Genomic DNA, 23,667 nt, shown 5'->3' with positions numbered 1-23,667 from the left:
AGTTACATTTGAATTTGTCATACGTTTAACTTCAATGTCGACAAGGCAGTTGTGCGCGTCTTAGACTGATGCTATCCAAATTCGATGCTTCTGAACTGAGCGCTGATTTTACTTGATACCCATAAGTCGTTACAACTTAAAATCGAGGACTCTAAATTACAAAATGAACTACCTTGCTCACCTTTTTCTGGCACGCCCCACTGCCGATTCTCATTTTGGCAACTTACTTGGCGATTTTAGGCGTGGCGTTGATATAAACACATATGGAAAAGCTGTGCAGCTGGGTCTTAAAAATCATTACGAAGTGGACAAGTTCACAGATAGCCATAAGAACGTCGTGGCTGCAAAATCGCTGTTCGATAAAAGTCGAAGGCGATTTGCGCCCGTGGCTCTGGATATCTACTTCGACCACTTGCTGATAAAACATTGGTCGACGTTCACGTCGCATAGCTTTGACGAATTTCGAGAACAAAGCTTTTCCTTGTTAGAACAGAGGTTGCCCATTATGCCAAGAGCAATGCAGCATAGCGTAGGGCACATGATTACCCACGACTGGTTTGAAGACTATGCCAAAGAAGAAGGCATTGCTAGGGCCATTTCGGTCGTTGCTAAACGAATTCGGTTTGCGAACACTTTTCATAATGCAGTAGACGATATAAGTGCCAATCAAAAGGAAATAGAGGAAGGGTTTTTAGCGTTTTTCCCAGACCTAATTGCTTATATAAAAGATAAAAGTCCAGAAAATAGCAATAATACATAGCCACGTTAAAAGACGCGTATCGAAGAAATTGGTAGTTCTATCGTTGATTACTAAGCTCGCTTATTAACAGCGTTATAGTCTTAGATTAAGGTGCATTAATGGCCTGTATGAAAAACAGGTTAGCTTGCGCTTAACAAATACAAAACGAAAAACTAACGACACACAAAAGATGAACAAATGAAAAATACTTACCCTCCATCTAGAAACACAAGAGCCCGGTTATTTAGCCAGGTTTACTCCAAATACAAATCACATGTTCACCATTTACTAGCAAGTTCTGAGGCAAACCACCGCCCGTTAGCGTGGCTAATGGCAGTCATGATTGCTTTTGTCAGTTTAACAGCTAGTGCTTTAGCCCAAGATGAAAGCTCGGCCTCGCACGCTCGTGCGGTGAAAATTGATAGTAGTGTAGTAACAGAGCATGAAACCAAAATCTTGGGAAAACGCGTAAAATACAGCGCAACGACAGGTACTCAGCCGGTTTGGAACAGTAAAGACGAAGCGGTTGCCACTTTGTTTTATACGTATTACCAGCGAACCGATGTGAAAGAAAATACCAAGCGCCCGCTTATCATTTCTTTCAACGGTGGTCCGGGCTCAGCGTCGGTATGGATGCATGTGGCATACACAGGTCCACGTATTCTTAATATTGATGACGAAGGTTACCCTGTTCAGCCCTATGGCGTTCAAACCAACCCTTACTCTATTTTAGACGTTGCTGATATTGTATTTGTTAACCCAGTAAATACCGGCTACAGCCGTGTGCTGCCAAAAGCTGATGGCAGCATGCCGTCGCAAGATGAACAAAAGAAAATGTTCTTTGGCGTAAACGCTGATATTAGCTACTTGGCCGAATGGGTGAATACCTTTGTAACACGCAATAATCGCTGGCGTTCGCCTAAGTATCTTATTGGCGAAAGTTACGGTACTACGCGTGTTTCGGGCTTAGCACTAGAGCTTCAAAATCGCCAATGGATGTATTTAAATGGCGTAGTATTAGTATCACCAACTGACATTGGCATTGAGCGCAATGGGCCAGTAAAGGCCGCCAATCGCCTGCCTTATTTTGCCGCTGCCGCCTGGTATCACAATAAACTTGAGCCAGAACTACAAAATAAAGACCTAACTGAATTGTTGCCCGAAGTAGAAGATTTCACCATCAACAAGCTTATTCCGGCACTTGCTAAAGGTGGCTTTATTAGTGATACAGAAAAGCGTGATGTACTAAAGCAAATGGCGCGCTACTCTGGGTTAAGTGAAGTGTCTATCGCGCAAAACAACCTAGATGTAAGCACCGCATTCTTTTGGAAAGACTTATTGCGAGAAGAAGGGAAAACCCTTGGCCGTTTAGATAGTCGCTATTTGGGTATAGACGCTAAGCAAAGTGGCGATCGCCCTGATTATTGGGCAGAACTCACCTCATGGCTGCATTCCTTCACACCTGCTATTAATTACTATTTGCGTGAAGAGTTAAATTACAAAACCGATATCAAATACAACATGTTCGGAAACGTGCATCCGTGGGATAGAAGTAATAATCAAACGGGGCAGAATTTGCGATTGGCGATGGCGCAAAATCCCTATTTAAATGTAATGATTCAAGCAGGTTATTACGATGGTGCAACGAACTACTTCGATGCCAAATATACCATGTGGCAGCTAGATCAAAGTGGCACTCTAAAAGACCGTTTAAGCTTCAAAGGCTATCGCAGCGGACACATGATGTACCTGCGTCGCGATGACTTAAAACAGTCTAACCAAGACTTACGTGAATTCATTAACGCAAGCACACCGAGCAAAGGTGCGTCTGCGATGTATAAGAGATAGTCAGAGGTGAACACCTGCTTTTTTGAGCTGCGCTAAACATTCGGCGCAGCGCACTTTTAACATATCTCTTAATAGCCTAACCGCTGGCGTAATAGACTGGCGGCTTGGGCAAATTAGCCAAAGCTGTGTGGGTTTTGCCTTGTAGTCTGGCAACATCGTCACAAGCCGACCATTTATAATGTCGTCGCACGTATCTAAACTTGATTTAACGGCGACGCCTTTCCCTGCTACAGCCCATCTTCTAACCATCTCCCCGTCATTGGCTGTCCTGTTTCCCTGCATTTTTACTTTTATTGGTTTATTGTCGTGTACGAATTCCCATTCGTTATACACCTTATCGTGTAGTTGATAAAAAAGGCCGTTGTGAGCTTGCAGGTCGTCGAAGTTTTTAGGCGTACCATAAGTGCTGATGTAAGACGGAGAGGCAACAAGTAAGCGTGGTACATCACATATTTTAAACCCGTAAACGCTCGCATCGTCAGGTGAGCCATAGCGCAAAGCTAAATCGATGGGGTCGCGATAGAAGTCGATATTACTGTCGTTTAAATTTAGCTTAACGCTTATCTTCTCATGCTCTTCCATAAAATCATCAAGCCAAGGAGCGATAACATTGCGCCCAAGGTCTGAAGATAGCCCCAACCTTAATTCACCTTCAATAACGCCGCTATCACCCTTTAAGTTCTGTTTGGCGGTAGTCAGCATCGACATGGCTTGTTCGCACGTTGGAAGAAAACGTTCACCTGCAGAAGAAAGCCTAAGCGAACGAGTTGTGCGAACGAACAATTCAGCGCCAAGCGCTTGCTCAACGCGTTTAACTGCCGCACTTGCCGTTGCGGTTCGCATATTTAAGTGGGTTGCAGCAGCGGTAATGTTCCTAAATTCGGCAACTTTTATTACAACATTTAAGTCATCAAGTAACATGATTTTCAAAAGCCATTTGATAATGTTTCTAATATTGTGCTGTTTATACAAATTTAATCAAGGGTATGATGGAAACATTACTCAAAGGAGAAACGAATGATGAAAGCTATTGGTTATACCCATTCACTTGATATAGATGAGCCAGATGTACTAATGGATTTAGACCTTGATAAACCGAGTGTTTCAGGTAAAGACTTGCTTGTAAAAATTAATGCGATAGCGGTTAATCCTGTTGATTACAAAATTCGGCAGCGCGTAAACCCAGAGGGTGGCGAACCTAAAATACTTGGTTGGGATGCAGTAGGTGAGGTCGTTGATATTGGCGCTGATGTTACCGAATTTACGGTAGGCGATAGGGTTTACTACGCCGGCGATCTAACCCGAGGCGGTTCGAACGCAGAATTTCAACTTGTTGACGAACGTATTGCCGGCAAAGCGCCTAAGTCTTTATCTGACAGTGACGCAGCAGCGCTTCCGCTTACAACAATTACTGCTTACGAATTACTGTTTGACCATCTCGCCCTTAAGCAGCAGGACGAAAAAAGCGATGAAGTAGTACTTGTTGTAGGCGCAGCAGGTGGTGTGGGTTCTATCATGCTTCAGCTTCTCAAAACGCTAACGGGGGCAACGGTTATTGCTACTGCATCGCGAGAAAGCTCTAAACAATGGGTAAAGGATTTAGGGGCTGATTATGTGGTTGATCACAGTAAACCTATGGCTGAGCAAATTAAAACGTTGAACATTGGTGAAGTGACGCATGTGGCAAGTTTGAACAACACACACCAATATATTGATACCTATGTAGAAGTAATGAAACCAAAGGGTAAGCTTGCATTAATTGATGATCCCGAAAGTTTGGATGTAGCAAAGCTAAAACAAAAGAGTTTGTCGCTGCATTGGGAGTTCATGTTCACCCGTTCTATGTTTAAAACTGATGATATGGCAGAGCAAAGCCGTCTTCTAAATCATGTTGCTGCGCTCATCGATGAAGGTAAAGTTAAGACTACGGTAGGCAAGCATTTAGGTAAAATTAATGCTGCCAACCTAATAGAAGCGCATAGAACTCTGGAAGAAGGGCGCGCAATTGGTAAGTTAGTATTAGAAGGATTTTAAGATAATGTCAGCAACATGGCTCTTATCAAGAGCCATGAGTGTTTGTATCGAGAAAGGGGTAAGGTATTGGATCCAGCCCTTTTTCGGTGTTACTTTCAAATGTTCTTACGCGCTAAAAGATTAAAGCTTTACTAATGTTCTTCCCGACAGTTCACCTTTTAAAATGGCATCTATTTTTGGGCTAATGTCATTTAGCGAAACTTCTTCAGTTAGATCGTCAAGACATTCTAGTTTCCATTCACTGGCTAATTTATCCCAAAGTCTCAATCTAGGCGGCATAGGGCATTGCACTGAGTCGATACCTAACAGAGACACGCCGCGTAAGATAAAGGGAAATACACTTACGTTAAGACTGGCAGAAGCAGTCAACCCACAACAAGTTACCGAACCACCATATTGGGTGGCCTTAATAGCCTGCGCTAAGTATTCGCCGCCTACAGTATCAACCACGCCCGCGTATTGTTCTTTTAGCATTGGACGTTCTTTATTTTCTAACAGTTCATCGCGAGTTATCACCTTGCTTGCGCCGAGCTTTTTTAAGAATGACTCATGCTCTTTTTTGCCGGTACATGCCACTACACAAAAGCCAGCCTTGGCAAGTAGTGCAACTGCCACAGAGCCCACGCCACCTGTAGCCCCCGTTACCAAAATATCGCCTTTATCGGGCGTTAGGCCATGTTCAACTAACCCTTGTACCGATAGCCCAGCTGTGAAGCCAGCAGTGCCAATAACCATAGACTCTCTCAATGTAAGGCCATCTGGCTTAGCTACTGCCCATTCACTGGGTATGCGGATGTACTCACCAAATCCGCCGGGAGTATTCATGCCTAGGTCATAACCCGTGATGATAACCTCATCACCCTCTTTGAAACGGCCGTCATCGCATGAGACTACCGTGCCTGCTGCATCAATGCCTGGGGTATGGGGAAAGTTTCTGCTAACGCCAGGATTACCTGTCGCAGATAAGGCGTCTTTATAGTTGAGTGATGAATATTCTACCTTGATGAGCAGCGTGCCGTCAGGCAAATCATCGAGTGAGCGCTCTGTGATGACACGATTGAATGATTTGTCTTCCTGTTTTTCTACAAGCAAAGCCTTAAACGATGTCATACCTGTCTCCGTTGGTCGAAAAATTAACGCTACCTATTGTGACAATATATAAACTTTGCGCAAGTATGCACTTTTTAGTAGGGTAGTACCCAAAATGATACTATTGAGAGTGGTGGTGAGCTTTTAGTTGCGTGTTTTCACAAAAAGCGAGCTGATAATGAAATAGTGTTAATCGCTTGGTTGAGCAAAGAGGGCTATATGGAAACGAAGTTGAAAAGTGTAGAAGTAGAACCATGCGATACGGTTACTGAGAGCAAAAGCAACGCCGCAAATGCAAAAAAATGCTCAATTGAAAGCTCGAACGACCCTAAGCAATATATCTGTGGCGTTGCGGTATCGCTTGAGATTATCGGTGGTAAATGGAAGGGGGTAATTTTGTGGCATCTCTGCCATAAAACACTACGATTTAGTCAGTTACGCCGGCGTTTGCAAGGCGTTACTCAAAAAATGCTTACTCAGCAGTTAAGAGAGTTAGAGCGTGATGGGCTAGTTAATAGAAAAGTGTATGCCGAAGTACCTCCTCGCGTAGAGTACTCACTTACTGAGTTAGGCCGTACGTTGGAACCAACGCTGCAACAACTATGTGATTGGGGCAGGGCTTATAACGATGACTACAGGTAATGCCACTCAGGCTGCCATATAAACTCGTTTAATCTTTAAATAGTGGTAACGCTAAGCAACGACTTGATTAGAAATAGCGAGTACTGAGCGAAGTAGCAGCAGTACTCGACATAAGATTGGCGCTTAGTATGATTTAAGCGAGCAATGAACCAATAGATAATACGCTTTCTTCTTCATCAGAAACTGTCTTAATAGTCGCGTCCATTACGTTGAAATCTACGCTCAGTGACGCTGCATTTTTGCCGTTTTTCCAAGACAGTACTAGAACATTCTCGCTGTAATTTACGTCAAACGTACCATTGAATGCATCGCTTTCGTTTCTAAGCCTTATTAGCTGCATTAAGCCTTTAACTACCGGCTTTTTAACTGCCTCTTCGACCATCGCGGTAGACAAATAAGGGCGGTTAATGTCACGACCTACGTTGGTGTTGGCAAGTAACTCCATATCATTATGGGCCGCAAGTAATCCACCGTAATAAACCTGAGGGATACCCGGGCTAAAGAATTGAATGGCGCGGGCAACTAAGTAGGCAAAGTCATCCTTACCCAATGCGTCGTAATAGGTGCAGTTTACCTGATAAAGATCAACGTTATTCGCTGCGGCGCCTGTGGCTTTCTTAGATTCACCGTTAGAGTTCACGTGTATCTGTTCAACAAGCGCGTTGATCGAGTCTGCATTAAGTAAGCCTGGCTTGTCACCACTTGCGCCCACATCAACAATTCCAATACCATCGTGGGTATCAAGCACTGTAAAGCAGTTTCGTGGTGAAATAGATAACCAGTATGCCAGTGCATCTGCATTTTTAGTGAATAAGGTATGCAGTACGAGCGGAGGCAAAGCGAAGTCGTAGACACTGTCGCAACGTGCGGCAATATCAATCTGCGTTTGGTAATGGCTGTGTATTTCTACTAAACACTGCATGCCCATGTTACGTGCTCTATTTGAAAGCGCTTCAATAAATTCAAAGGTCTCTTCAAGCATAAAGCAGTTCGAGCCCGCTCGTTTAATGGCGTAGCCTGCTGCGTCTAGGCGTATAAGGTCAACATTACTTTCAGTAAACGACTGAAGAATAGACGATAGATAGTCTTTGCCGAGCTGTGACTCTACATCAATGTCAATTTGGTTAGAGGTGAAGGTGGTCCAGAATGGTACCGTTTCTGGGTTTCCTGTCTCTGTGCCTACTTCATAATCACTGAAAAATGGCGTCGGGCGAGGGCGGAACACTTGCGCAATTTGTTCATCGGTCTGCGCTGGGTCATTACCCTTAAAAATATCTTCTTTGGTTAAAAATAGTGGCCAATAGGTAGACTCGCGTCCGTTTTTCAGTACGTCTTTGAATGCCTCGCTTTGTCCAGACATATGGTTAACGATAAGATCGGCCATGATATCTACAGACTCACCAAGCTTTTTAACGCTATTCCAATCGCCTAAACGCTCATCAACTGATGTGTGATCAATAGGGTCGAAGCCCGCGTCTTCACCATCATAAGGATAGTAGAAAGGAAGAATATGAACACCGGTAAACAGGTCATTCAATGGACCTTCAAGTATGCTTGTCAGGCTCTTGATGTTGCCATCGCCCAATCGGTCTGCATAGGTAATTAGTTGAACGCCATTGCGTATAGACATGATAATTCTCCAAAATTCAGCATGCGCTGGCTCGTACTGCTGTTCGTTTCGCGAGCACACATTACTACAAATTAAGCACTACCAGTCTAAGAGGTCCACAGTTGACCATATAACAGGTTTAGCTTAATTCTTAATCTTTTACCGTGGTCTTACTCGATTTATTTGAGAACGCAATAAAAGATGGGCTTAATCGATTAAGATAAAATAGCAATACCTGAGCGGTTTGTAAATGAGAAGTTTCAAAAATGAGACCTGGTAAGAGCCTTTCCTGTTGCTTTGTTAACGCGCTTTTTGCGAAAATTCAACATACTGATGGAAGATTCGAAATGAAATGATTCAGCTTGTGTTGCTTAGGTATACAGCAGTTTAGATCTTTTATCGAAAGTTAGTCTTCCGTCTTAACGCTCACTTTTTCTTTGTTGTTTAGCTGTTCAAACTCTCGCTTTGCTTCTTTCCACTTAGCAAGCTTTTCATAGTAGACGTCCCAAATACATGGGCAGCAGGAGCCGCCGCCACAACAGTCGTCTCTCAATGGTTTTTCCGGCTCTTCTGGTAACGACTTCATAAAAACTACGCTTGCCCTTTTTCGTCAAAAATATCTTGTGTGCTATGAGTATTCATTATTTCTAACGTCACATGCAAGTGCTGTACGTTGCAACACTAAAGCATGATGGTACTCGCAAAAACGCCTGAAAACAAAAAGCCCTGTTAAATAACAGGGCTTAGTGCATTATAGTGCGCTATTTTACAGATTTTTTCTGGTAAGCGTTATTCAATAGGTTGGCCGTCCTGAGCTGCATGGCCATTTAGGTTTTCTGATGCAGCCATAACAGGCTTAGGCTTAACTGCGCCTGCTTTAGCCAGTATATCGCTGTTGCCGGTAACCAAGTCTGCTAACGAGCCTTTGTCGGCATCGACTAAACCTACCTCACGCAGCATAGAATCTACCAGTGGGGCGTTAGCTCGATAATTTAGTGCTGCCTGCGTAACTTGTTCTGCAAGACCATTACCTGAGGTTGCGACGGTATGCTCACCTTTTGCACCGCTACCTTGACCGTACCCCTGAAGAATTTTAATACCTTCAATATTTTCAAGAGGCTTAACTGCTTGCTCAACAAGTTCGGGTAATATCTTCAGCATCGCAAGGGCTTTTTGTAGCTCAATTTGTTCGGTCTTGAGTGTATTCTCTGCCTCGTAAAGGGCTTGTTTACCTTGCGCTTCAACGGCAAGCACTTTCTCGTCTGCGTCGGCTTGCAGCATTTTAGCGTCGGCTGCAGCTTTGGCTTCCGTAAGAATTGCGGCAGCAGAGTTTTCAGCCGCTTCTTTCTTAGCCTGTGCCTCAACGGTTATACCTACAGCTTCACGCTCCGCCTCTTTGCGAGCATCGATAACTTCAATTTGCTTCTTACGCTCAGCTTCTGCTACTGATTTAGCGGTAAGTACTGCTTCTTCTTTTTCTACTTTTTGCTTTTCAGCTTCCGCAGCTTTAGCACGTGCAGCAGACTCTTCTTCCGACTTGGTAGCAACAGCAATTTGTTTCACTTGCTCTGAAACCTCAACTTCTTGCTGCTGGCGAATGCGCGCTTGTTCTAGCGCTTGGCGCTTAGCAATTTCCTGGGTCTCTATCTCACGAGATTTCTCGATTTCTGCCGCTTCGATAGCGCGGTTTTTAGCAATTTCTGCCTCGCGCTCTTCACGTTCTTTCATTTCTCGTTGCTTAGCAATTTCAGCTTTTTGCTCTTGGCGTTTAAAAGCAAGCACCTGCTCTTGCGCTAAGCGAGCTTCTTCTTCATCGCGTTTTACGTCCAACGATTGTTTCTCGGCAGCTAGGTTGCGCTGCTCAATGAAAATACGGTTTTCCTGCTGAATGTCGTTCGTTTCTTTGCGCTTTTCTTCAATGATTTTAGTCAATCGAGCGCGACCTTCAGCATCAAATGCATTGTTTTCATTGAAGAACTGCAGGTCTGTTTGGTCGAACCCAGTTAAGCTTACCGATTCAAGTTCTAAACCGTTCTTCTCAAGGTCGTTAGCTACACTTTGCTGAACTTTTTGTACAAAATCAGCGCGCTGTTCGTGCATTTCCGTCATGCTCATTTCAGCAGCTACGGCACGTAGTACGTCAACAAACTTCGACTCCATTAATTTTTTGACTTCTTCAGCGCGGGTGGTGCGAGTACCTAGCGTTTGCGCGGCCATTGAAATGCCGTTGGCATTCGGTGCTACGCGCAAATAAAAGTCGGCTTTTACGTCCACACGCATACGATCTTTGGTAATAAGCGCGTCTTTTTGAATCTTCTCTACTTCAATGCGGAGGGTGTTCATGTTCACCGGAATAATTTCGTGAACAACTGGCAGAACCAAAGCGCCACCGTCCTTAATGACTTTCTCGCCGCCTAAACCGGTTCTTACGAACGCAGTTTCTTTCGTTGCACGGGTGTAGAGTTTGGCAAAAATAAGACCGATAACGATAAGCCCTACAACAATAGCACCGGCAATGAAGAGTATTGACGGCAAGCTAGATGGTTGAATTGTATCCATACTTTTATCTCTTTTAGGTTATAGGTAGCGGGTTGCTAACCAGCTGTGTTGATTTTTCTGAACTAAAATGACGCGCTCTCCCTGTGCGAACAATTCTTCATCTTCGAATGGTTCAACTAACACAAAATGAGGCTGAGAATAATGGTCGGTAAATTTAGCTTCTGCCGGATTACCACGGCTTGCTTTACCAATCGTGATTTCCGCCACGGACCCGATAAAATCTTCGCTATTGACTGCACTGGACTCAACGCTTGGTAATACACTGGCGATAATTTTTACGGTTTTGGCTGTAACAAACAGCCCAACACCGAAGGCGAGAGGAACAGAGATAGCCGCAGGCAAAGTAATATTAAATATGCTGGCTGTTAAGCCGTTTAGCAATAGGCCTGCAAGCCCAAACAAAGTAAGCATTACAACTAGGTATATGAGGAAAGGGACTTTATTTATATTTAACCAGTTGGCCAACGATGTACTTAAAAAGCCTTCGCCATCTACTTCAGCAAAGTCGTCGCCAAGCCCCAAAAAGCTCGCACCGAAAATAGTACTTATAAGTTCTAATATGAAAACAAAGAATACGGCTATGAGCGCAATGCTAAACCAGAAATTTGCAGGGGAAAGAAGAACATCTGTCATTTACACCGTCCATGATGACTAACTTGCTTTTATTCTTTATACCACAGAACAAAAATTAAGCCAGCGTGTAACGCATGTACTTTAGACTAGTTTGTAAGGAATGATGATCGGCAAAGCGCCAGTATTATCTAGATGGCTTAAAAAAAGAGGAAGTGTTGATTCGTTCGAAAGACTGCTATTTACTAAAGTTATGTTGCTGCAATATCACGTCGTTTTCTGAAACCTTTAAAACGCTACCTTGATCGTACCAATCACCCAGTACAATCCGTGTGGCAGGTTTACCATTAGCTTCAAGGCTGTGGATGTTTGGTCTGTGAGTATGACCATGGATCATGCGCTGCACGCCCCATTTTTCCATCACTTTTACCACTTCTTCGGGGGTAACATCCATGATGTCTGGTTTAAGGTTTTGTTGTTTGGCCTTACTTTCCGCGCGGCCGTTGTCGGCAACACGTTGGCGATACCATAAAGGCAGGGCAAGCATTAAACGAGGCCACCACCAACCACGAGATTTCTTGCGAAACTTCTGATAGGCAACATCGCGAGTACATAATTCGTCACCATGGGTCAGCAGGGTGGGTGTACCGTATAGATCTATGACCTCTTGTTCGTTTAACAGTGTCATGCCTGCTTTTGAAAGCCACTTTTCTCGTATAGCGAAATCGCGATTACCGTGAATAAAGTAAATAGGGCAGTGCTGACTTACCTCTTTAAAGGCTGTCGCTATAGCAGTATTAAACGGGGTGACGTTATCATCGCCAATCCACACTTCAAATAAATCACCAAGAACATAAAGTGCGTCAGCGTTGATCGCGTCTTCTTTTAAAAAGCGTATCAAACACTCTGTGATATCTGGACGGTCTGCACTTAGATGTAAATCAGCAATGAAGTAGGTGAACGACATAAATCTTCTTAAGTGTGGTCTAAAAAGCCGCGTTAACGACCACGCGGCTTTCATTTTAACTAAAGGCTTGTTTTGACTGGCATGGCTTTGAACAGCATGCCAGTCAAACTAACACTTAGTCAGGTGGTTTAATAGTTGTCTAAGCAGTGACTTAGGCTACAACTGCTTTTTCGATGATAACGGGCTCAACAGGTACATCTTGGTGATAGCCGTTGTTACCTGTTTTAACCGCTTTGATCTTCTCTACCACGTCCATACCTTCAACAACTTTACCGAAAGCACAGTAGCCCCAGCCGTTTACAGACTTGCTAGAGTGGTTAAGGAAGTCGTTGTTGTTCACGTTAATGAAAAACTGCGCTGTAGCTGAGTGTGGGTCTTGAGTACGCGCCATAGCGATGGTACCTACTTCATTTGCAACACCGTTGTCGGCTTCGTTTTCAATAGGCGCTTTAGTATCTTTCTGTTCCATATCAGGTGTAAAACCGCCACCTTGAACCATAAAGTTGTTAATTACACGGTGAAAGATAGTGTTGTCGAAAAAGCCGTCTTCTACGTAAGAAAGAAAGTTAGCTACTGTTTTAGGTGCTTTGTCTTCAAAAAGCTCTAGGGTGATGTCACCAAAATTTGTTTTTAACGTAACCATTGTGGTTTGTCCTGTGTGTTAGCGTAAATATAAAGTGTGGGCATTTTAGCGCAAAACCAATCGATAGCGCAAAGCAATGACTATTGCAGATTAAAGCAATGTCGCTGCAAAAAGGCTTGTACCATTTAAATCGTGACAGTGATAAACTTTGCGCCCCCAAATTATGATAAACAGGAAATATAGACATGCTACATCTTTACAATACCCGAACCCGTGAAAAAGCGAAGTTTGTGCCGCTTGAAGAAGGGAAAGTGGGTTTGTATGTGTGTGGTATTACTGTTTATGACCTAAGTCATATGGGGCACGCCCGCACTTACCTGAGTTTCGATGTTTTAGTACGTTACTTGCGTCACCTTGGCTTTGATGTGAAATACGTGCGTAACATCACAGATATCGACGATAAGATAATCGCTCGCGCCACTGAAAATGGCGAAAGCTTTGAAGCACTAACTGCGCGTACTATCGCTATGATGCACGAAGATTTTGCGGCGATTAACTTACTAGAGCCAGACGTAGAGCCAACAGTAAGTGGGCATATGGACGAGATCATTGAAATTATCCAACGTCTTATGGACAAAGGCTACGCCTATCAAGCTAAAAGCGGCGATGTGCTATTTGATGTAAGCAAGTATGAAGACTACGGCAAGCTAAGCAAGCAAGACCTAGAGCAGCTTAAAGCCGGTGCCCGGGTTGAAGTGGCTGCAGGTAAAGACGACCCGCTAGATTTTGTATTGTGGAAGACCACCAAGCCTGGTGAGCCAGCTTGGCAGTCACCATGGGGCGAAGGCCGTCCGGGCTGGCACATTGAGTGTTCTGCTATGAACCACAAGCACCTTGGTGCGCACTTTGATATTCATGGCGGTGGTTCAGACTTAACCTTCCCGCACCATGAAAATGAAGTAGCCCAGTCGTGCTGCGCATACGATACGCCTTACGTAAATGTGTGGATGCACGCGGGTATGGTTCAAGTTAATGATGAAAAGATGTCTAAGTCGTTAGGCAACTTCTTTACGTTGCGCGATGTACTTAAAGAACACGACTCGGAAACTTTGCGTTTCTTCTTGATGTCGGCACACTATCGTAGCCAGTTAAGCTACTCTCAAGACAACATTACCCAAGCAAAAGCGGCCCTGGAGCGTTTGTATACTGCGCTTCGTGGTGTTGAAGTAGATGCAAGTACTGATATTAGCTACGGTGGTTATTTAGCGCGTTTCGAAGCAGCAATGAATGACGACTTAAACGTACCTGAAGCCTTCTCGGTGTTGTTCGACGTGGCGCGTGAGCTTAACCGTCAGAAAGACAATGCTGAAGAAGCAGGTAAACTGGCAGCGGTTCTAAAAGGAATGGGCGCAATTTTGGGTATGCTTCAAAGTGACCCAGACACCTTCTTAAAAGGCGGTGAAGGCAATGACGACGAAGCGGCTGAAATTGAAGCCTTGATTAAACAACGTAACGATGCCCGTGCTTCGAAAGACTGGGCGGCAGCAGACGCTGCACGTGATGCACTAAATGCAAAAGGCGTAGTGCTGGAAGATGGCCCAAGCGGTACGACTTGGCGAAAAGCCTAATTAGCTGCCTGTACTATTTGACAGAATGAAAGCCCGCAATTTTGCGGGCTTTCTTATTTGGCACAGCCATCTCTTAAATTTCGGGCTTGCCAGTGGGAATGGCCGACTCTTTTTCAGTCAGATGTGACTTCCAACGCTGCTGTGCAACGTGAGCTTTTACAAGTTCTAAGCATTCATTTACAACGTTAAGTACTTCTTTATCAAGTGCATCGGCGGTAGGGGTATAGTCGTGCATGCCGACTGAAATGAAATGGTCGATGCGCTCTGCGTCTAAGTCGCTTAACAGATTAACTAACGATGTGGTCACGATATCGGTGACTGACTCTTCTAATGTATTTTCAATGGTTTTGCCGATAACAGGCAGGTAATGCAGGGAAGAAACTTGTGCATTACTTCTCACCGCTTTGCCTACGCTTTTGCGCACGTGCTCTCGTATCACCTCGCCGTGTTCTTCGCTTTGAATTGACTGGCCTAAATGGTTGATAACGCCAGCCATCCACTGCGTTATCACTGGTCGGCGGGGGGCGAGTACTTGTGCGTTAATGTCGTCTAACAAAGGCGAGCCTGCTGAAATGTCTTTTTGCGCATCGCTTAGCACCTTAACAACAATCCGGTCGCTGAGTTCTTCAACAAACACGTCGTAATAAAAGGCAAAAAAGCGGAAGACGGCGGTTTGGTTTAAATCAATAATTTCGAATTTGTGCAAACGATGCAATATGGAGAATATTCGCAAGAAGCGAAATAGACGGGTAGGGCCCGTAGGAATTAAACCAATAATGTCGTACCAATGCAAAAACGGGAAGAAGTACCAGCGTAAGTGCTCTTTGCGAGCAATAGCAACAGCCCAGCGAAAGCAGAACTCGGTAAAAAATATGGCAATGAAGACTAAATCGACCAACAAAAAGTTGGCATGAATAGGATCGTAAGCGTTAAGAAAGGCGGGAAAATAAGTGCCTAATAGGCCGTATACAACGTCTGTAGCATAAAGAGCATCGAATATAAGCCATACTAGATTTACGAACAGTATACCTAGCATGGCTAAATCTAAAATTAACCAAGGCGTTTCGTGACTATTTCGCAAATTTTCTCGGTTAATTCTGAGCATTTCCATATCCTTTTCGTGATTTAACCCATCATATGACCGCTTAAAGGAAACGCGCTAATGATATATTACATTGAGTCACTAGCTGGATGCGTTCAACCTTGTTACGTCCACATACAGTGTCAGCCTTTGCCCGGGTTGCAGATAGCGTTTGGTGTTTAAGGAATTCCACTTGCCAATGTCGCTTACCTTTACATTGAACTTGCTTGCAATACGAGACAACGAATCGCCGTTTCTTACCGTATAGGTTAATTTTTTGGTAACCCCGGCTTGCGCTTTGCCTTTCAGCCATATCACCAGAGTTTTTCCTGGGCGAAGCGTGTCACCAGGTGCCATACCGTTCCATTTAGCTAACTGCTTGGTGCTTATTTTGTACTTACGTGCAATATCCCATAGCGTATCACCGGGTTTAACGGTGTGACGCATTTTTTGCTGAGACGAGCTGCCATTTTGCAAGCTGGCCAAACGTTGCTCTTGCGATAAGGTATAGCTGTCTAATTCTTGAAGTGCAACAGGTACCATTATCGCTTGACCTATTCGGATCATTGTCGAGTCCAGTTCATTCACACTCTTAAGCACTTTAACCGTAGTGTGGTACTGGTTTGCTATTTTACCTAAGCTATCGCCGGATTTAACTGTGTGGCGTACCCAGTTAAGACGCTCTTTCTGGTCAATTTTCGCAAGAGCTTGCGAAAATGCCGCAGCTTTATCAAGGGGAAGTACTAAACGGTGTGGACCATCTGGCGATGTGGCCCAGCGGTTGAACCCAGGGTTTAAACCATGAAGCTCTTTTAAAGACATGCCGGCAAGCTCGGCCGCAAACGCTAAATCGACCTGAGAGCCGATATCGACTACTTCGATAACGGCAACGTTTTCTACTTCTGGCCAAGAGTACGCATATTCATCTTTGTTTTTAAGAATATCAGCAAGTGCCAGTAGCTTAGGCACATAAGCACGCGTTTCCTTGGGTAAATTCAAGTTCCAGAAATCGGTAGGCTTTCCAGCACGTTTGTTTGCTTTAATCGCTCGTTGCACACGACCTTCGCCACTATTATAGGCGGCAAGTGCGTGTAGCCAATTACCATCGAACATCTCATTTAAATAGGTAAGGTAATCCAGAGCGCCTTGCGTTGACGCGACAACGTCGCGACGTCCGTCGTACCACCAGTTTTGATCCATACCAAACCGCTTACCGGTGCCAGGAATAAATTGCCACATACCCGCCGCCCTGCCATGAGAATATGCGAACGGGTCGAATGCGCTCTCTACGATGGGCAAAAGTATTAACTCCATCGGCATGTCACGCTTTTCAATTTCCTCAGCGATGTAATAGAGAAATGGCTTAGCTCGTTTAACTACGCGAGCCATATATTCTGGGTGCTTTAAGTACCACTTTCGTTGGGCACTTAGACGCTTATTGTCGGGTATGGGTAAAGCGAAGCTTAGCGCTGGCCCGCCGCCATACATCAGTTACTACAGCCTGCGTGTGCAGGTCAGGCGTACTGGTGAGCTCAGCAGTTTCTTCTAGCGCGTCGTCATTGGGGTGCACGACCTCTACAACACCATCTTTTGCTAGTTCACAATCGGAAATGGCCTCTTCGCTGCTATGTAATTCACTGCATGAGCCCAGTGAAGCAATTTCATGATTTTCTAATTGTGCATTATCACTGTTATTATCGGTTAACTGACAACCCGTTAAACCTATCGCCAACAATAACGGCGATAGAGGAAAAAACTTCAACTGCATATATGAAGAAACCTCTTGGAGCACTGCAAACCGGCGATAATACGATAATCGGCTTACTTTTGCATCAAAACTCATCTTTCCAGCCGCGAACTGCAGCAAACACTGCAACATCGTCAGCCAGGTTATTTTCGCAATAGGCTTCGGCAGCAGTTTTCACAGAAAGTTCATGGGCGCGTAAAAATGGGTTAATGTTTTTTTGTTCTTTGAGGTTACTGGGTAACGTAGGCAAATTTTGGGCGCGTTTTTCATCTACCCACTGCGCGTAGTCGCGTAACGCTTTATTGTTTGGCTCTACTGCCAAAGCAAATTGAACGTTGGCTTTGGTGTATTCGTGGGTACAGTACACCTTAGTGGTGTCTGGAAGTCGCTTTAACTTATTTAATGAATGGTGCATTTGCTCTGGAGAACCTTCGAACAATCTTCCGCACCCTGCTGAAAACAGCGTATCACCGCAAAATAGTACGCCATGCCCAAAAAAAGCAATATGGTCAAGAGTATGGCCTGGCACCTCCATAACTTGGAGCGCCATTTTGAATACGGGAAGAGAAACGGTGTCGCCCTGCGCCACTGATTTAGTGATGCCTCTTATATGGTTGCCTCTTGGCCCTATTACCGGTAAATCCGGTACGGTAGATACTAACTTCGCAATGCCGCCGGTGTGATCTCTATGATGATGAGTGATAAGCACAGCACTAAGCATTAAATTCTTGGCTTTAAGGAAGGCCAACACAGGTTCTGCATCGCCCGGGTCGACGACTATGGCGCTTTTACCATTGTGAATGCACCAAATGTAGTTGTCGGTAAAAGCGGGAATAGGATGAATTGTTACATCTGAAGGAAGCGTTTCTGCCGTCATTTGAGTACCTGCTTGTGTAGGTAGAATTATGCGTTACTATAGGGACTTGTGAACAGCAGAGCAACCTAAGAGCGCGCAGTGTTAATGAGAACGGCGTTTAAAACCAAACCGCCTCGCTACCCTACAAACTGGGAAGATTTCCCCGCCGGCGAGCATATTAGACATGCTGTGAATGTTGTGTGTAATGATTATTCTGAGCGCATATTCGGGTATCACTTTGCCAAGTTAGGTTCGCTGAGTGCCGAGATCAATCTGGATGGCAGCCCAATTCGACACCATATCAACCATGTTCCTTTTAATGACTTATTTAGCGACAAGCTGCGTGAAAACGGCGGAGAAGATGGCTACCTCAGCCGTGATAGCGCATCGGTTAAGTCAATAGAAAATGAAACACGCGAAACAAAAACAAGTAGAGAAAATACGGTAGTCGGGCAGTCGCACTGCTTACCCTTTGCCGAAAACAGTATTGATGGGTTTCTATTAGCGAATGAATTAGATTTCGCGCAAGACCCTCACGAGATCTTACGCGAAGTCGACCGCGTTATTACACAAAACGGTTACGTCATCATCAGTGGTTTTAACCCGTTAAGCCTAGCTGGAATTGCCAAATTTCTGCCGGTTAAACGCGGAAATATCTTACACGATGCTCGCTTTTTTACGTCATATCGCATTAAAGATTGGCTTCAGTTGCTGGGATTTGAAATTGTTGAACAACGCCAAGTAATGTTTTCAACGCTCTTTTTTCAACAAAAGTGGAAAGGGGCGGTTAAGCTTCAGGATTATTTATCTTCTTATTTGCCCTGGTGCAGCGCTGTATATGTAATACTCGCGAAAAAGCGGGTAATCCCTATGACGGCCATAAAACCTAAACGTAACTTAAAACCGCGCTTTTCAGCGGTTGGGGCAAGTGTAAGGACTTCTACGGTGAATCGTACGCTGCGTTAGTGGTGTTAATGTTCATATCATTCGCACTTAAATCGGGCCAGGCTTTTAGTAAAAAGGCTGTAACAAGCGTTAACCCTCTTAGATATTTGCTTGATTGCTATAATAGAACCCCAAGCTTTAGCGTTTATAAGCTAATCTGAAACGGAGATAGCTTAGCAAGCTACCTCCATATTGATGGTTTAATCGTTACTTGCGTTATACAAATGCACATCTCGCTGTGGATAAGGGATGCTAATACCTTCTTCATCAAAGGCTTTTTTAACTTTTTCCTGCATATCCCAGTAGTAAGGCCACAAGTCATCTGTACCGACCCAAGGTCTAAACATCAGGTCGACTGAGTTATCACCTAGTCCACCTACACAAATCCTAGGTGCAGGGTCGGTCAATGAGCGTTCGTCCTCTTCAAACAAACGCTGCAAAATATTCTTTGCTTTGTCGATATCGTCATCGTAGCCAATGCCAAATGTCATGTCGCAGCGGCGTTTATCGTATACGCTAACGTTAGTTAATGTGGCATTAGACAGATTCCCGTTGGGAATAACAACACGCCTATTGTCAAAGGTGTTAATAACAGTATACAGAATTTGAATTTCTGCTACAGACCCTAAATGACCTTCCGCTTCAATGGTATCACCCACTTTAAAGGGTTTGAAAATAAGGATAAGTACACCGCCAGCAAAATTAGCCAGGCTGCCTTGTAATGCTAGACCTATAGCCAAGCCTGCCGCCCCAACTACGGCAATAAATGAGGTGGTTTCAATACCTATCATAGAGGCAACAGAAATCAACAACATGACTTTTAAAACGGCACTTATAAGTCCGCATAAGAATTTATTGAGAGTGGGGTCCTTTTTACCTATTCGGTGATCCAACAGGGTTACAAAACGATTCACTAACCAAAGACCTACCACCAAAGTAAGAATAGCCAATAGCAATTTGGGGGTGTAAGTCATCACCAGTGATATGGCTTTTTCGGTTAATTCCGATAAATCGATATTAGTCCCGAACAAATCTTCCATAAATACCTCTTTCAATGATTAAACACCGTGACTACGTTATAGAAAGAATGATAGATCGCCTTAAATTGACGCGAGTTGAAATAGTTTTTTTGTTGATTTGAAGTGGGTAGCCTCTTGAGCTAGAGGACAAGAGAGCAAGAGAGCAATAGCGGATTAGGGGGCAGAGCATGTGAGTAATGGTGGAGCTAGATGATGGGAGAGATTACTGAGCTTATACGGTTGTGTGCTTGTACCTGGCGTATCCAGATAACTTTGGGTATTAAAAATAAAAGAGTTTCAATAACCGCTCAATAAAAAAGGTGACATCCCATCGCTTTATAGCGCTGAATGTCACCTTAATTTAATATGTGCGCTTTAAAGCTTACTTAACACGCATACCCGGTTTTGCACCTTCGTGCGGCTCAAGAATATATAGCTCGTCGCCACCAGGGCCCGCGGCTAATACCATGCCTTCACTCATGCCAAAACGCATTTTACGCGGGGCTAGGTTCGCCACCATTACCGTGTGCTTACCGATTAGGGCTTCAGGCGAGTAGGCCGACTTAATACCGGCAAAAACTTGTTTAGTTTCGCCGCCTAAATCTAGCTCTAAGCGTAGAAGCTTGTCAGCTTTTTCTACGTGCTCGGCGTTAGCGATACGTGCAATACGTAAATCAACCTTTGCGAAATCATCAAACGAAATAGTGTCGCTGATAGGGTCTTTAGCTAGCGGGCTGTCTGGGTCGATAGCCGGTGCAGCTGGCGCTAGGCTTTCTTTTGAATCATCAACCATGGCGTCGATTTTCTCCATTTCTACACGCTGCATCATCGGCTTAAATTTGTTGATGGCGTGGCCTTTTAATAAGGTTTGCAGTGAATTCCAGTCAAACGAGTCGTTTAGGAAAGCTTCTGCTTTTTCTGCAAGTACTGGCAGTACAGGCTTTAAGTAAATAACCAACAGACGGAACATGTTGATACCCAGCGAGCACACATCGTGTGTGAACTGCTGTTTAGTTTCGTCTTTAATGGTTACCCAAGGTGCGTTGTTGTCGATGAACTGGTTTGCCTTATCAGCAAGGGCCATAATTTCACGCACTGCTTGGTGGTACTTACGTTTCTCGAAAAGTGCTGCAATGCTCTCTGATGCGTTTTGGAACTCGGCAATTAGCTCTGGCTCAATCACGTTGTCAGACAATTTGCTGTCGAAACGCTTGGTGATAAAGCTTGCACAGCGGCTTGCAATGTTAACCACTTTACCTACCAGGTCTGAATTCACTTTTTGTGCAAAGTCAGTAAAGTTAAGGTCGATGTCGGTAACACCGTCGCCCAACTTAGACGCAAAGTAGTAACGCAGATATTCTGGGTTCAGGTGGTCAAGGTAAGTACGGCCTTTAATAAAGGTACCGCGCGACTTTGACATTTTCGCACCGTTCACCGTTACAAAACCATGAATGTTTACGCCAGTAGGCTTACGGTATCCCGCGCCCTCTAGCATGGCAGGCCAGAATAGGCAGTGGAAATAAGTAATGTCTTTACCAATAAAGTGATACAGCTCAGCGTCAGAATCGGCTTTCCAGAAGTCGTCAAACTCTAGGTTATTCTGGTCGCAGAAGTTTTTGAAACTAGCCATGTAGCCAACAGGCGCATCTACCCACACGTAGAAGAACTTGTTCGGCGCACCTGGAATTTCAAAGCCGAAGTAAGGCGCATCACGGCTGATGTCCCACTGTTGAAGACCTTCAGTAAACCATTCTTGCAGCTTGTTAGCCATTTCTTCTTGAAGGGCACCCGAGCGGATCCACTCTTTTAACATGCCTTCAAATTTTGGCAGATCAAAGAAAAAGTGCTCAGACTCACGTAGTACTGGTGTAGCACCCGATACCACGCTACGCGGGTTTTTAACTTCAGTTGGGCTGTAAGTTGCGCCACATACGTCGCAGCTATCGCCGTTTTGGTCTTCTGCACCACAGCTTGGGCACGTACCCTTAACGAAACGATCTGGAAGGAACATTTCTTTTTCAGGGTCGAACAGTTGGTTAATAGTGCGCTTGCTAATGTAACCCGCGTTATCTAGACGAGTGTAAATCTCTTCACACAATGCCTTGTTTTCTGGCGAATGGGTTACATAGTAGTTGTCGTAATCAACGTGAAAATCAACAAGGTCTTGGTGATGTTCAGCACGCGTTCTTGCCACCATTTCTTCTGGTGTAATGCCAAGCTCTTGGGCTTTAAGCATAACCGGCGTACCGTGTGCATCGTCGGCGCAAACACTGTAACATTCGTTTCCGCGAAGGCGCTGAAAACGAGTCCAGATGTCGGTTTGAATGTGTTCTAGCAAATGACCTAAGTGAATAGAGCCATTTGCGTATGGCAACGCACTGGTTACCAGAATTCGGCGTTTTTCTGACATAATGACGTTATTGATTCTTTGCGTTTCAAAATGGCTGCAAATACTAGCGGAAAACCGCGTTTTTTGCATTACGTAATTCACACAATTCTACTACTAGTAAGGCATTTTATGTTCTTTTCTCGCAAAGCAGAGCCGCTAAAGCAAAAGGTTGCTGCTATTTTAGCCAAGTATTTCTCGCTAGATGTTGAAGATACCTTGCCATGGTGTGCTTTTAGTCAGCCAGAAAATGTAGATGCAGGCGTTACGGTCACACTGCCATTTTGTATTGCCACACAGTTAGATACGCTTAAACAAGAAGTGCTTAACCAGCTTAAAGGTAAGCTAGATGCCGATAAGCTTACTTTCAAGCAAAACGTTGCCAGTGGCGAAACTGAAGTTGCCCCTGTTACTAATATCAAAAATATTATTGCGGTAGCCTCGGGCAAAGGTGGGGTGGGTAAGTCTACAACCAGTATCAACCTTGCGTTTGCGCTTATGCAAGAAGGCGCGAAAGTAGGTATTTTAGATGCCGACATTTACGGGCCGTCTATCCCCATAATGTTGGGCAACCCTGATGCACACCCTGAAAGTCAAGACAACAAGCACATGCAGCCGCTTGTTGCACATGGGCTGGTAGCAAACTCAATTGGTTATTTAGTGCCTCAGGAAGACGCGGCTGTATGGCGAGGGCCAATGGCAAGCAGGGCGTTAAAGCAGTTGCTAGATGAAACCCTATGGCCCGTGCTGGACTATTTAATTGTAGATATGCCGCCCGGTACTGGTGATATCCAGCTGACGATGGCACAGCAAGTACCGCTGACTGCTTCAGTAGTCGTTACAACGCCGCAGGACTTAGCGCTAGCCGACGCCCAAAAAGGCATAAGCATGTTTGAAAAAGTCAATGTGCCAGTTCTTGGGCTTATCGAGAACATGAGCTATTACCAATGCAGAGCCTGTGGCACTAAAGATTATGTATTTGCAAAAGACGGTGGAGAGGCACTGGCCGAACGTCACGGACTGCCGCTTTTAGGTCAGCTACCTCTTGATATTCATATTCGCGAACATGGCGATGCAGGTACTCCGTTGTTACTGGCCTCGCCTGACAGTGCTTTAAGCGAAAGCTACCGCGAGGCAGCTAGGGCATTGTCTATGCAATTAGCCCTTACCGTTGAGCCACGCAAAGGGGCGGTTAAACACATTAAAGGCGACCCAATTGGCATTATTGGGAAAGATTGAGAATGGGGAAAGATAGGCAACAATGTAAGAGAAGGTAGGGTTAAGTGATACAGGTGACGCACAGTAAAGGTGTTCGTTCAGTTCAAAGCCTAGCTAGATGCTGAACCAAAGAAAAATAGAGGCATG

Annotated in this window: 19 protein-coding genes and 1 pseudogene; 7 read left to right on the top strand and 13 right to left on the bottom strand. The window is 44.6% G+C overall.

Annotation, left to right across the window (positions count from 1 at the left end; genetic code table 11):
- The first annotated feature begins 163 nt into the window (after nt 1-163).
- On the top strand, nt 164-760 hold the full coding sequence (locus ACYX4M_RS18600) for an acyl carrier protein phosphodiesterase (RefSeq protein WP_476081253.1): 597 nt from the start codon (nt 164-166) through the stop codon (nt 758-760).
- A 309-nt stretch (nt 761-1,069) separates the two neighbouring features.
- Nucleotides 1,070-2,587 carry a S10 family peptidase gene (locus ACYX4M_RS18595; protein WP_476082908.1) on the top strand — a complete coding sequence of 506 codons (1,518 nt, stop codon included), beginning with the start codon at nt 1,070-1,072 and terminating at the stop codon, nt 2,585-2,587.
- Here ACYX4M_RS18595 and ACYX4M_RS18590 read toward each other — a convergent pair whose 3' ends face one another.
- On the bottom strand, nt 2,588-3,508 hold the full coding sequence (locus ACYX4M_RS18590) for a LysR family transcriptional regulator (RefSeq protein ID WP_476081252.1): 921 nt from the start codon (nt 3,506-3,508) through the stop codon (nt 2,588-2,590).
- A 99-nt stretch (nt 3,509-3,607) separates the two neighbouring features.
- Between ACYX4M_RS18590 and ACYX4M_RS18585 the strand changes: the two genes are divergently transcribed.
- Nucleotides 3,608-4,621, top strand: coding sequence for a zinc-binding alcohol dehydrogenase family protein (locus ACYX4M_RS18585; RefSeq protein WP_476082907.1), 1,014 nt, complete (start codon nt 3,608-3,610; stop codon nt 4,619-4,621).
- A 120-nt stretch (nt 4,622-4,741) separates the two neighbouring features.
- On the opposite strand, the gene ACYX4M_RS18580 is transcribed toward ACYX4M_RS18585, so the two are convergent.
- Nucleotides 4,742-5,731: a YhdH/YhfP family quinone oxidoreductase gene (locus tag ACYX4M_RS18580; protein WP_476081251.1), complete on the bottom strand. Its 990-nt coding sequence runs from the start codon at nt 5,729-5,731 to the stop codon at nt 4,742-4,744.
- Between the two features lie 198 nt (nt 5,732-5,929).
- Here ACYX4M_RS18580 and ACYX4M_RS18575 point away from each other — a divergent pair, with 198 nt between their 5' ends.
- Nucleotides 5,930-6,352: a winged helix-turn-helix transcriptional regulator gene (locus ACYX4M_RS18575; protein WP_334059456.1), complete on the top strand. Its 423-nt coding sequence runs from the start codon at nt 5,930-5,932 to the stop codon at nt 6,350-6,352.
- A 133-nt stretch (nt 6,353-6,485) separates the two neighbouring features.
- On the opposite strand, the gene gtfA is transcribed toward ACYX4M_RS18575, so the two are convergent.
- The 6 genes from gtfA to ACYX4M_RS18545 form a co-directional block, all read right to left on the bottom strand.
- The gene (gene gtfA / locus ACYX4M_RS18570) at nt 6,486-7,982 is read right to left on the bottom strand and encodes a sucrose phosphorylase (protein ID WP_476081250.1); all 1,497 of its coding nucleotides are present in this window, start codon (nt 7,980-7,982) and stop codon (nt 6,486-6,488) included.
- A gap of 385 nt (nt 7,983-8,367) precedes the next feature.
- On the bottom strand, nt 8,368-8,547 hold the full coding sequence (locus tag ACYX4M_RS18565) for an oxidoreductase-like domain-containing protein (protein WP_476081249.1): 180 nt from the start codon (nt 8,545-8,547) through the stop codon (nt 8,368-8,370).
- A gap of 203 nt (nt 8,548-8,750) precedes the next feature.
- Nucleotides 8,751-10,520 (bottom strand): flotillin family protein, encoded by a 1,770-nt coding sequence (locus ACYX4M_RS18560; protein WP_476081248.1) that lies wholly within the window; start codon nt 10,518-10,520, stop codon nt 8,751-8,753.
- An 18-nt stretch (nt 10,521-10,538) separates the two neighbouring features.
- The gene (locus ACYX4M_RS18555) at nt 10,539-11,153 is read right to left on the bottom strand and encodes an OB-fold-containig protein (RefSeq protein WP_476081247.1); all 615 of its coding nucleotides are present in this window, start codon (nt 11,151-11,153) and stop codon (nt 10,539-10,541) included.
- A 175-nt stretch (nt 11,154-11,328) separates the two neighbouring features.
- A complete protein-coding gene (lpxH, locus tag ACYX4M_RS18550; RefSeq protein ID WP_476081246.1) occupies nt 11,329-12,057 on the bottom strand; it encodes a UDP-2,3-diacylglucosamine diphosphatase in 729 nt (242 codons plus the stop codon).
- 151 nt (nt 12,058-12,208) lie between these two features.
- Nucleotides 12,209-12,700, bottom strand: a complete 492-nt coding sequence (locus ACYX4M_RS18545) for a peptidylprolyl isomerase (RefSeq protein ID WP_476081245.1) — start codon at nt 12,698-12,700, stop codon at nt 12,209-12,211.
- A 185-nt stretch (nt 12,701-12,885) separates the two neighbouring features.
- Here ACYX4M_RS18545 and cysS point away from each other — a divergent pair, with 185 nt between their 5' ends.
- Nucleotides 12,886-14,268 (top strand): cysteine--tRNA ligase, encoded by a 1,383-nt coding sequence (cysS, locus tag ACYX4M_RS18540; protein ID WP_476081244.1) that lies wholly within the window; start codon nt 12,886-12,888, stop codon nt 14,266-14,268.
- A gap of 73 nt (nt 14,269-14,341) precedes the next feature.
- Here the strand turns inward: cysS and ACYX4M_RS18535 are convergent, their stop codons facing one another.
- From ACYX4M_RS18535 to gloB, 3 genes and pseudogenes are all read right to left on the bottom strand, one after another.
- Entirely contained in the window at nt 14,342-15,373 is a 1,032-nt protein-coding gene (locus ACYX4M_RS18535; protein ID WP_476081243.1) for an ion transporter, read from the bottom strand.
- A gap of 78 nt (nt 15,374-15,451) precedes the next feature.
- A pseudogene (locus ACYX4M_RS18530) lies at nt 15,452-17,117 on the bottom strand (lytic transglycosylase).
- Nucleotides 17,118-17,181: 64 nt separating this feature from the next.
- A complete protein-coding gene (gloB, locus tag ACYX4M_RS18525) occupies nt 17,182-17,973 on the bottom strand; it encodes a hydroxyacylglutathione hydrolase (protein WP_476081242.1) in 792 nt (263 codons plus the stop codon).
- Between the two features lie 84 nt (nt 17,974-18,057).
- Between gloB and ACYX4M_RS18520 the strand changes: the two genes are divergently transcribed.
- Nucleotides 18,058-18,918, top strand: a complete 861-nt coding sequence (locus tag ACYX4M_RS18520; protein WP_476081241.1) for a class I SAM-dependent methyltransferase — start codon at nt 18,058-18,060, stop codon at nt 18,916-18,918.
- A gap of 179 nt (nt 18,919-19,097) precedes the next feature.
- Here ACYX4M_RS18520 and ACYX4M_RS18515 read toward each other — a convergent pair whose 3' ends face one another.
- Together ACYX4M_RS18515 and metG are read right to left on the bottom strand one after the other, a co-directional pair.
- Nucleotides 19,098-19,937: a mechanosensitive ion channel family protein gene (locus ACYX4M_RS18515; RefSeq protein WP_476081240.1), complete on the bottom strand. Its 840-nt coding sequence runs from the start codon at nt 19,935-19,937 to the stop codon at nt 19,098-19,100.
- Between the two features lie 361 nt (nt 19,938-20,298).
- A complete protein-coding gene (gene metG / locus ACYX4M_RS18510) occupies nt 20,299-22,326 on the bottom strand; it encodes a methionine--tRNA ligase (RefSeq protein WP_476081239.1) in 2,028 nt (675 codons plus the stop codon).
- A 108-nt stretch (nt 22,327-22,434) separates the two neighbouring features.
- Between metG and apbC the strand changes: the two genes are divergently transcribed.
- Nucleotides 22,435-23,541 (top strand): iron-sulfur cluster carrier protein ApbC, encoded by a 1,107-nt coding sequence (gene apbC / locus ACYX4M_RS18505; protein ID WP_476081238.1) that lies wholly within the window; start codon nt 22,435-22,437, stop codon nt 23,539-23,541.
- Nucleotides 23,542-23,667 lie beyond the last annotated feature (126 nt).

It is taken from the genome of Alteromonas sp. ABV4_150 (assembly GCF_056311745.1).
This window is presented reverse-complemented; position numbering and strand designations above follow the sequence as displayed.

Excerpts from the sequence above, each read along its gene's own strand:
- ACYX4M_RS18600 (WP_476081253.1), top strand. The coding sequence starts at position 164 with ATGAACTACCTTGCTCACCTTTTTCTGGCACGCCCCACTGCCGATTCT.
- ACYX4M_RS18595 (WP_476082908.1), top strand. The coding sequence starts at position 1,070 with ATGGCAGTCATGATTGCTTTTGTCAGTTTAACAGCTAGTGCTTTAGCC.
- ACYX4M_RS18590 (WP_476081252.1), bottom strand. The coding sequence starts at position 3,508 with ATGTTACTTGATGACTTAAATGTTGTAATAAAAGTTGCCGAATTTAGG.
- ACYX4M_RS18585 (WP_476082907.1), top strand. The coding sequence starts at position 3,608 with ATGAAAGCTATTGGTTATACCCATTCACTTGATATAGATGAGCCAGAT.
- ACYX4M_RS18580 (WP_476081251.1), bottom strand. The coding sequence starts at position 5,731 with ATGACATCGTTTAAGGCTTTGCTTGTAGAAAAACAGGAAGACAAATCA.
- ACYX4M_RS18575 (WP_334059456.1), top strand. The coding sequence starts at position 5,930 with ATGGAAACGAAGTTGAAAAGTGTAGAAGTAGAACCATGCGATACGGTT.
- gtfA (WP_476081250.1), bottom strand. The coding sequence starts at position 7,982 with ATGTCTATACGCAATGGCGTTCAACTAATTACCTATGCAGACCGATTG.
- ACYX4M_RS18565 (WP_476081249.1), bottom strand. The coding sequence starts at position 8,547 with ATGAAGTCGTTACCAGAAGAGCCGGAAAAACCATTGAGAGACGACTGT.
- ACYX4M_RS18560 (WP_476081248.1), bottom strand. The coding sequence starts at position 10,520 with ATGGATACAATTCAACCATCTAGCTTGCCGTCAATACTCTTCATTGCC.
- ACYX4M_RS18555 (WP_476081247.1), bottom strand. The coding sequence starts at position 11,153 with ATGACAGATGTTCTTCTTTCCCCTGCAAATTTCTGGTTTAGCATTGCG.
- lpxH (WP_476081246.1), bottom strand. The coding sequence starts at position 12,057 with ATGTCGTTCACCTACTTCATTGCTGATTTACATCTAAGTGCAGACCGT.
- ACYX4M_RS18545 (WP_476081245.1), bottom strand. The coding sequence starts at position 12,700 with ATGGTTACGTTAAAAACAAATTTTGGTGACATCACCCTAGAGCTTTTT.
- cysS (WP_476081244.1), top strand. The coding sequence starts at position 12,886 with ATGCTACATCTTTACAATACCCGAACCCGTGAAAAAGCGAAGTTTGTG.
- ACYX4M_RS18535 (WP_476081243.1), bottom strand. The coding sequence starts at position 15,373 with ATGCTCAGAATTAACCGAGAAAATTTGCGAAATAGTCACGAAACGCCT.
- gloB (WP_476081242.1), bottom strand. The coding sequence starts at position 17,973 with ATGACGGCAGAAACGCTTCCTTCAGATGTAACAATTCATCCTATTCCC.
- ACYX4M_RS18520 (WP_476081241.1), top strand. The coding sequence starts at position 18,058 with ATGAGAACGGCGTTTAAAACCAAACCGCCTCGCTACCCTACAAACTGG.
- ACYX4M_RS18515 (WP_476081240.1), bottom strand. The coding sequence starts at position 19,937 with ATGGAAGATTTGTTCGGGACTAATATCGATTTATCGGAATTAACCGAA.
- metG (WP_476081239.1), bottom strand. The coding sequence starts at position 22,326 with ATGTCAGAAAAACGCCGAATTCTGGTAACCAGTGCGTTGCCATACGCA.
- apbC (WP_476081238.1), top strand. The coding sequence starts at position 22,435 with ATGTTCTTTTCTCGCAAAGCAGAGCCGCTAAAGCAAAAGGTTGCTGCT.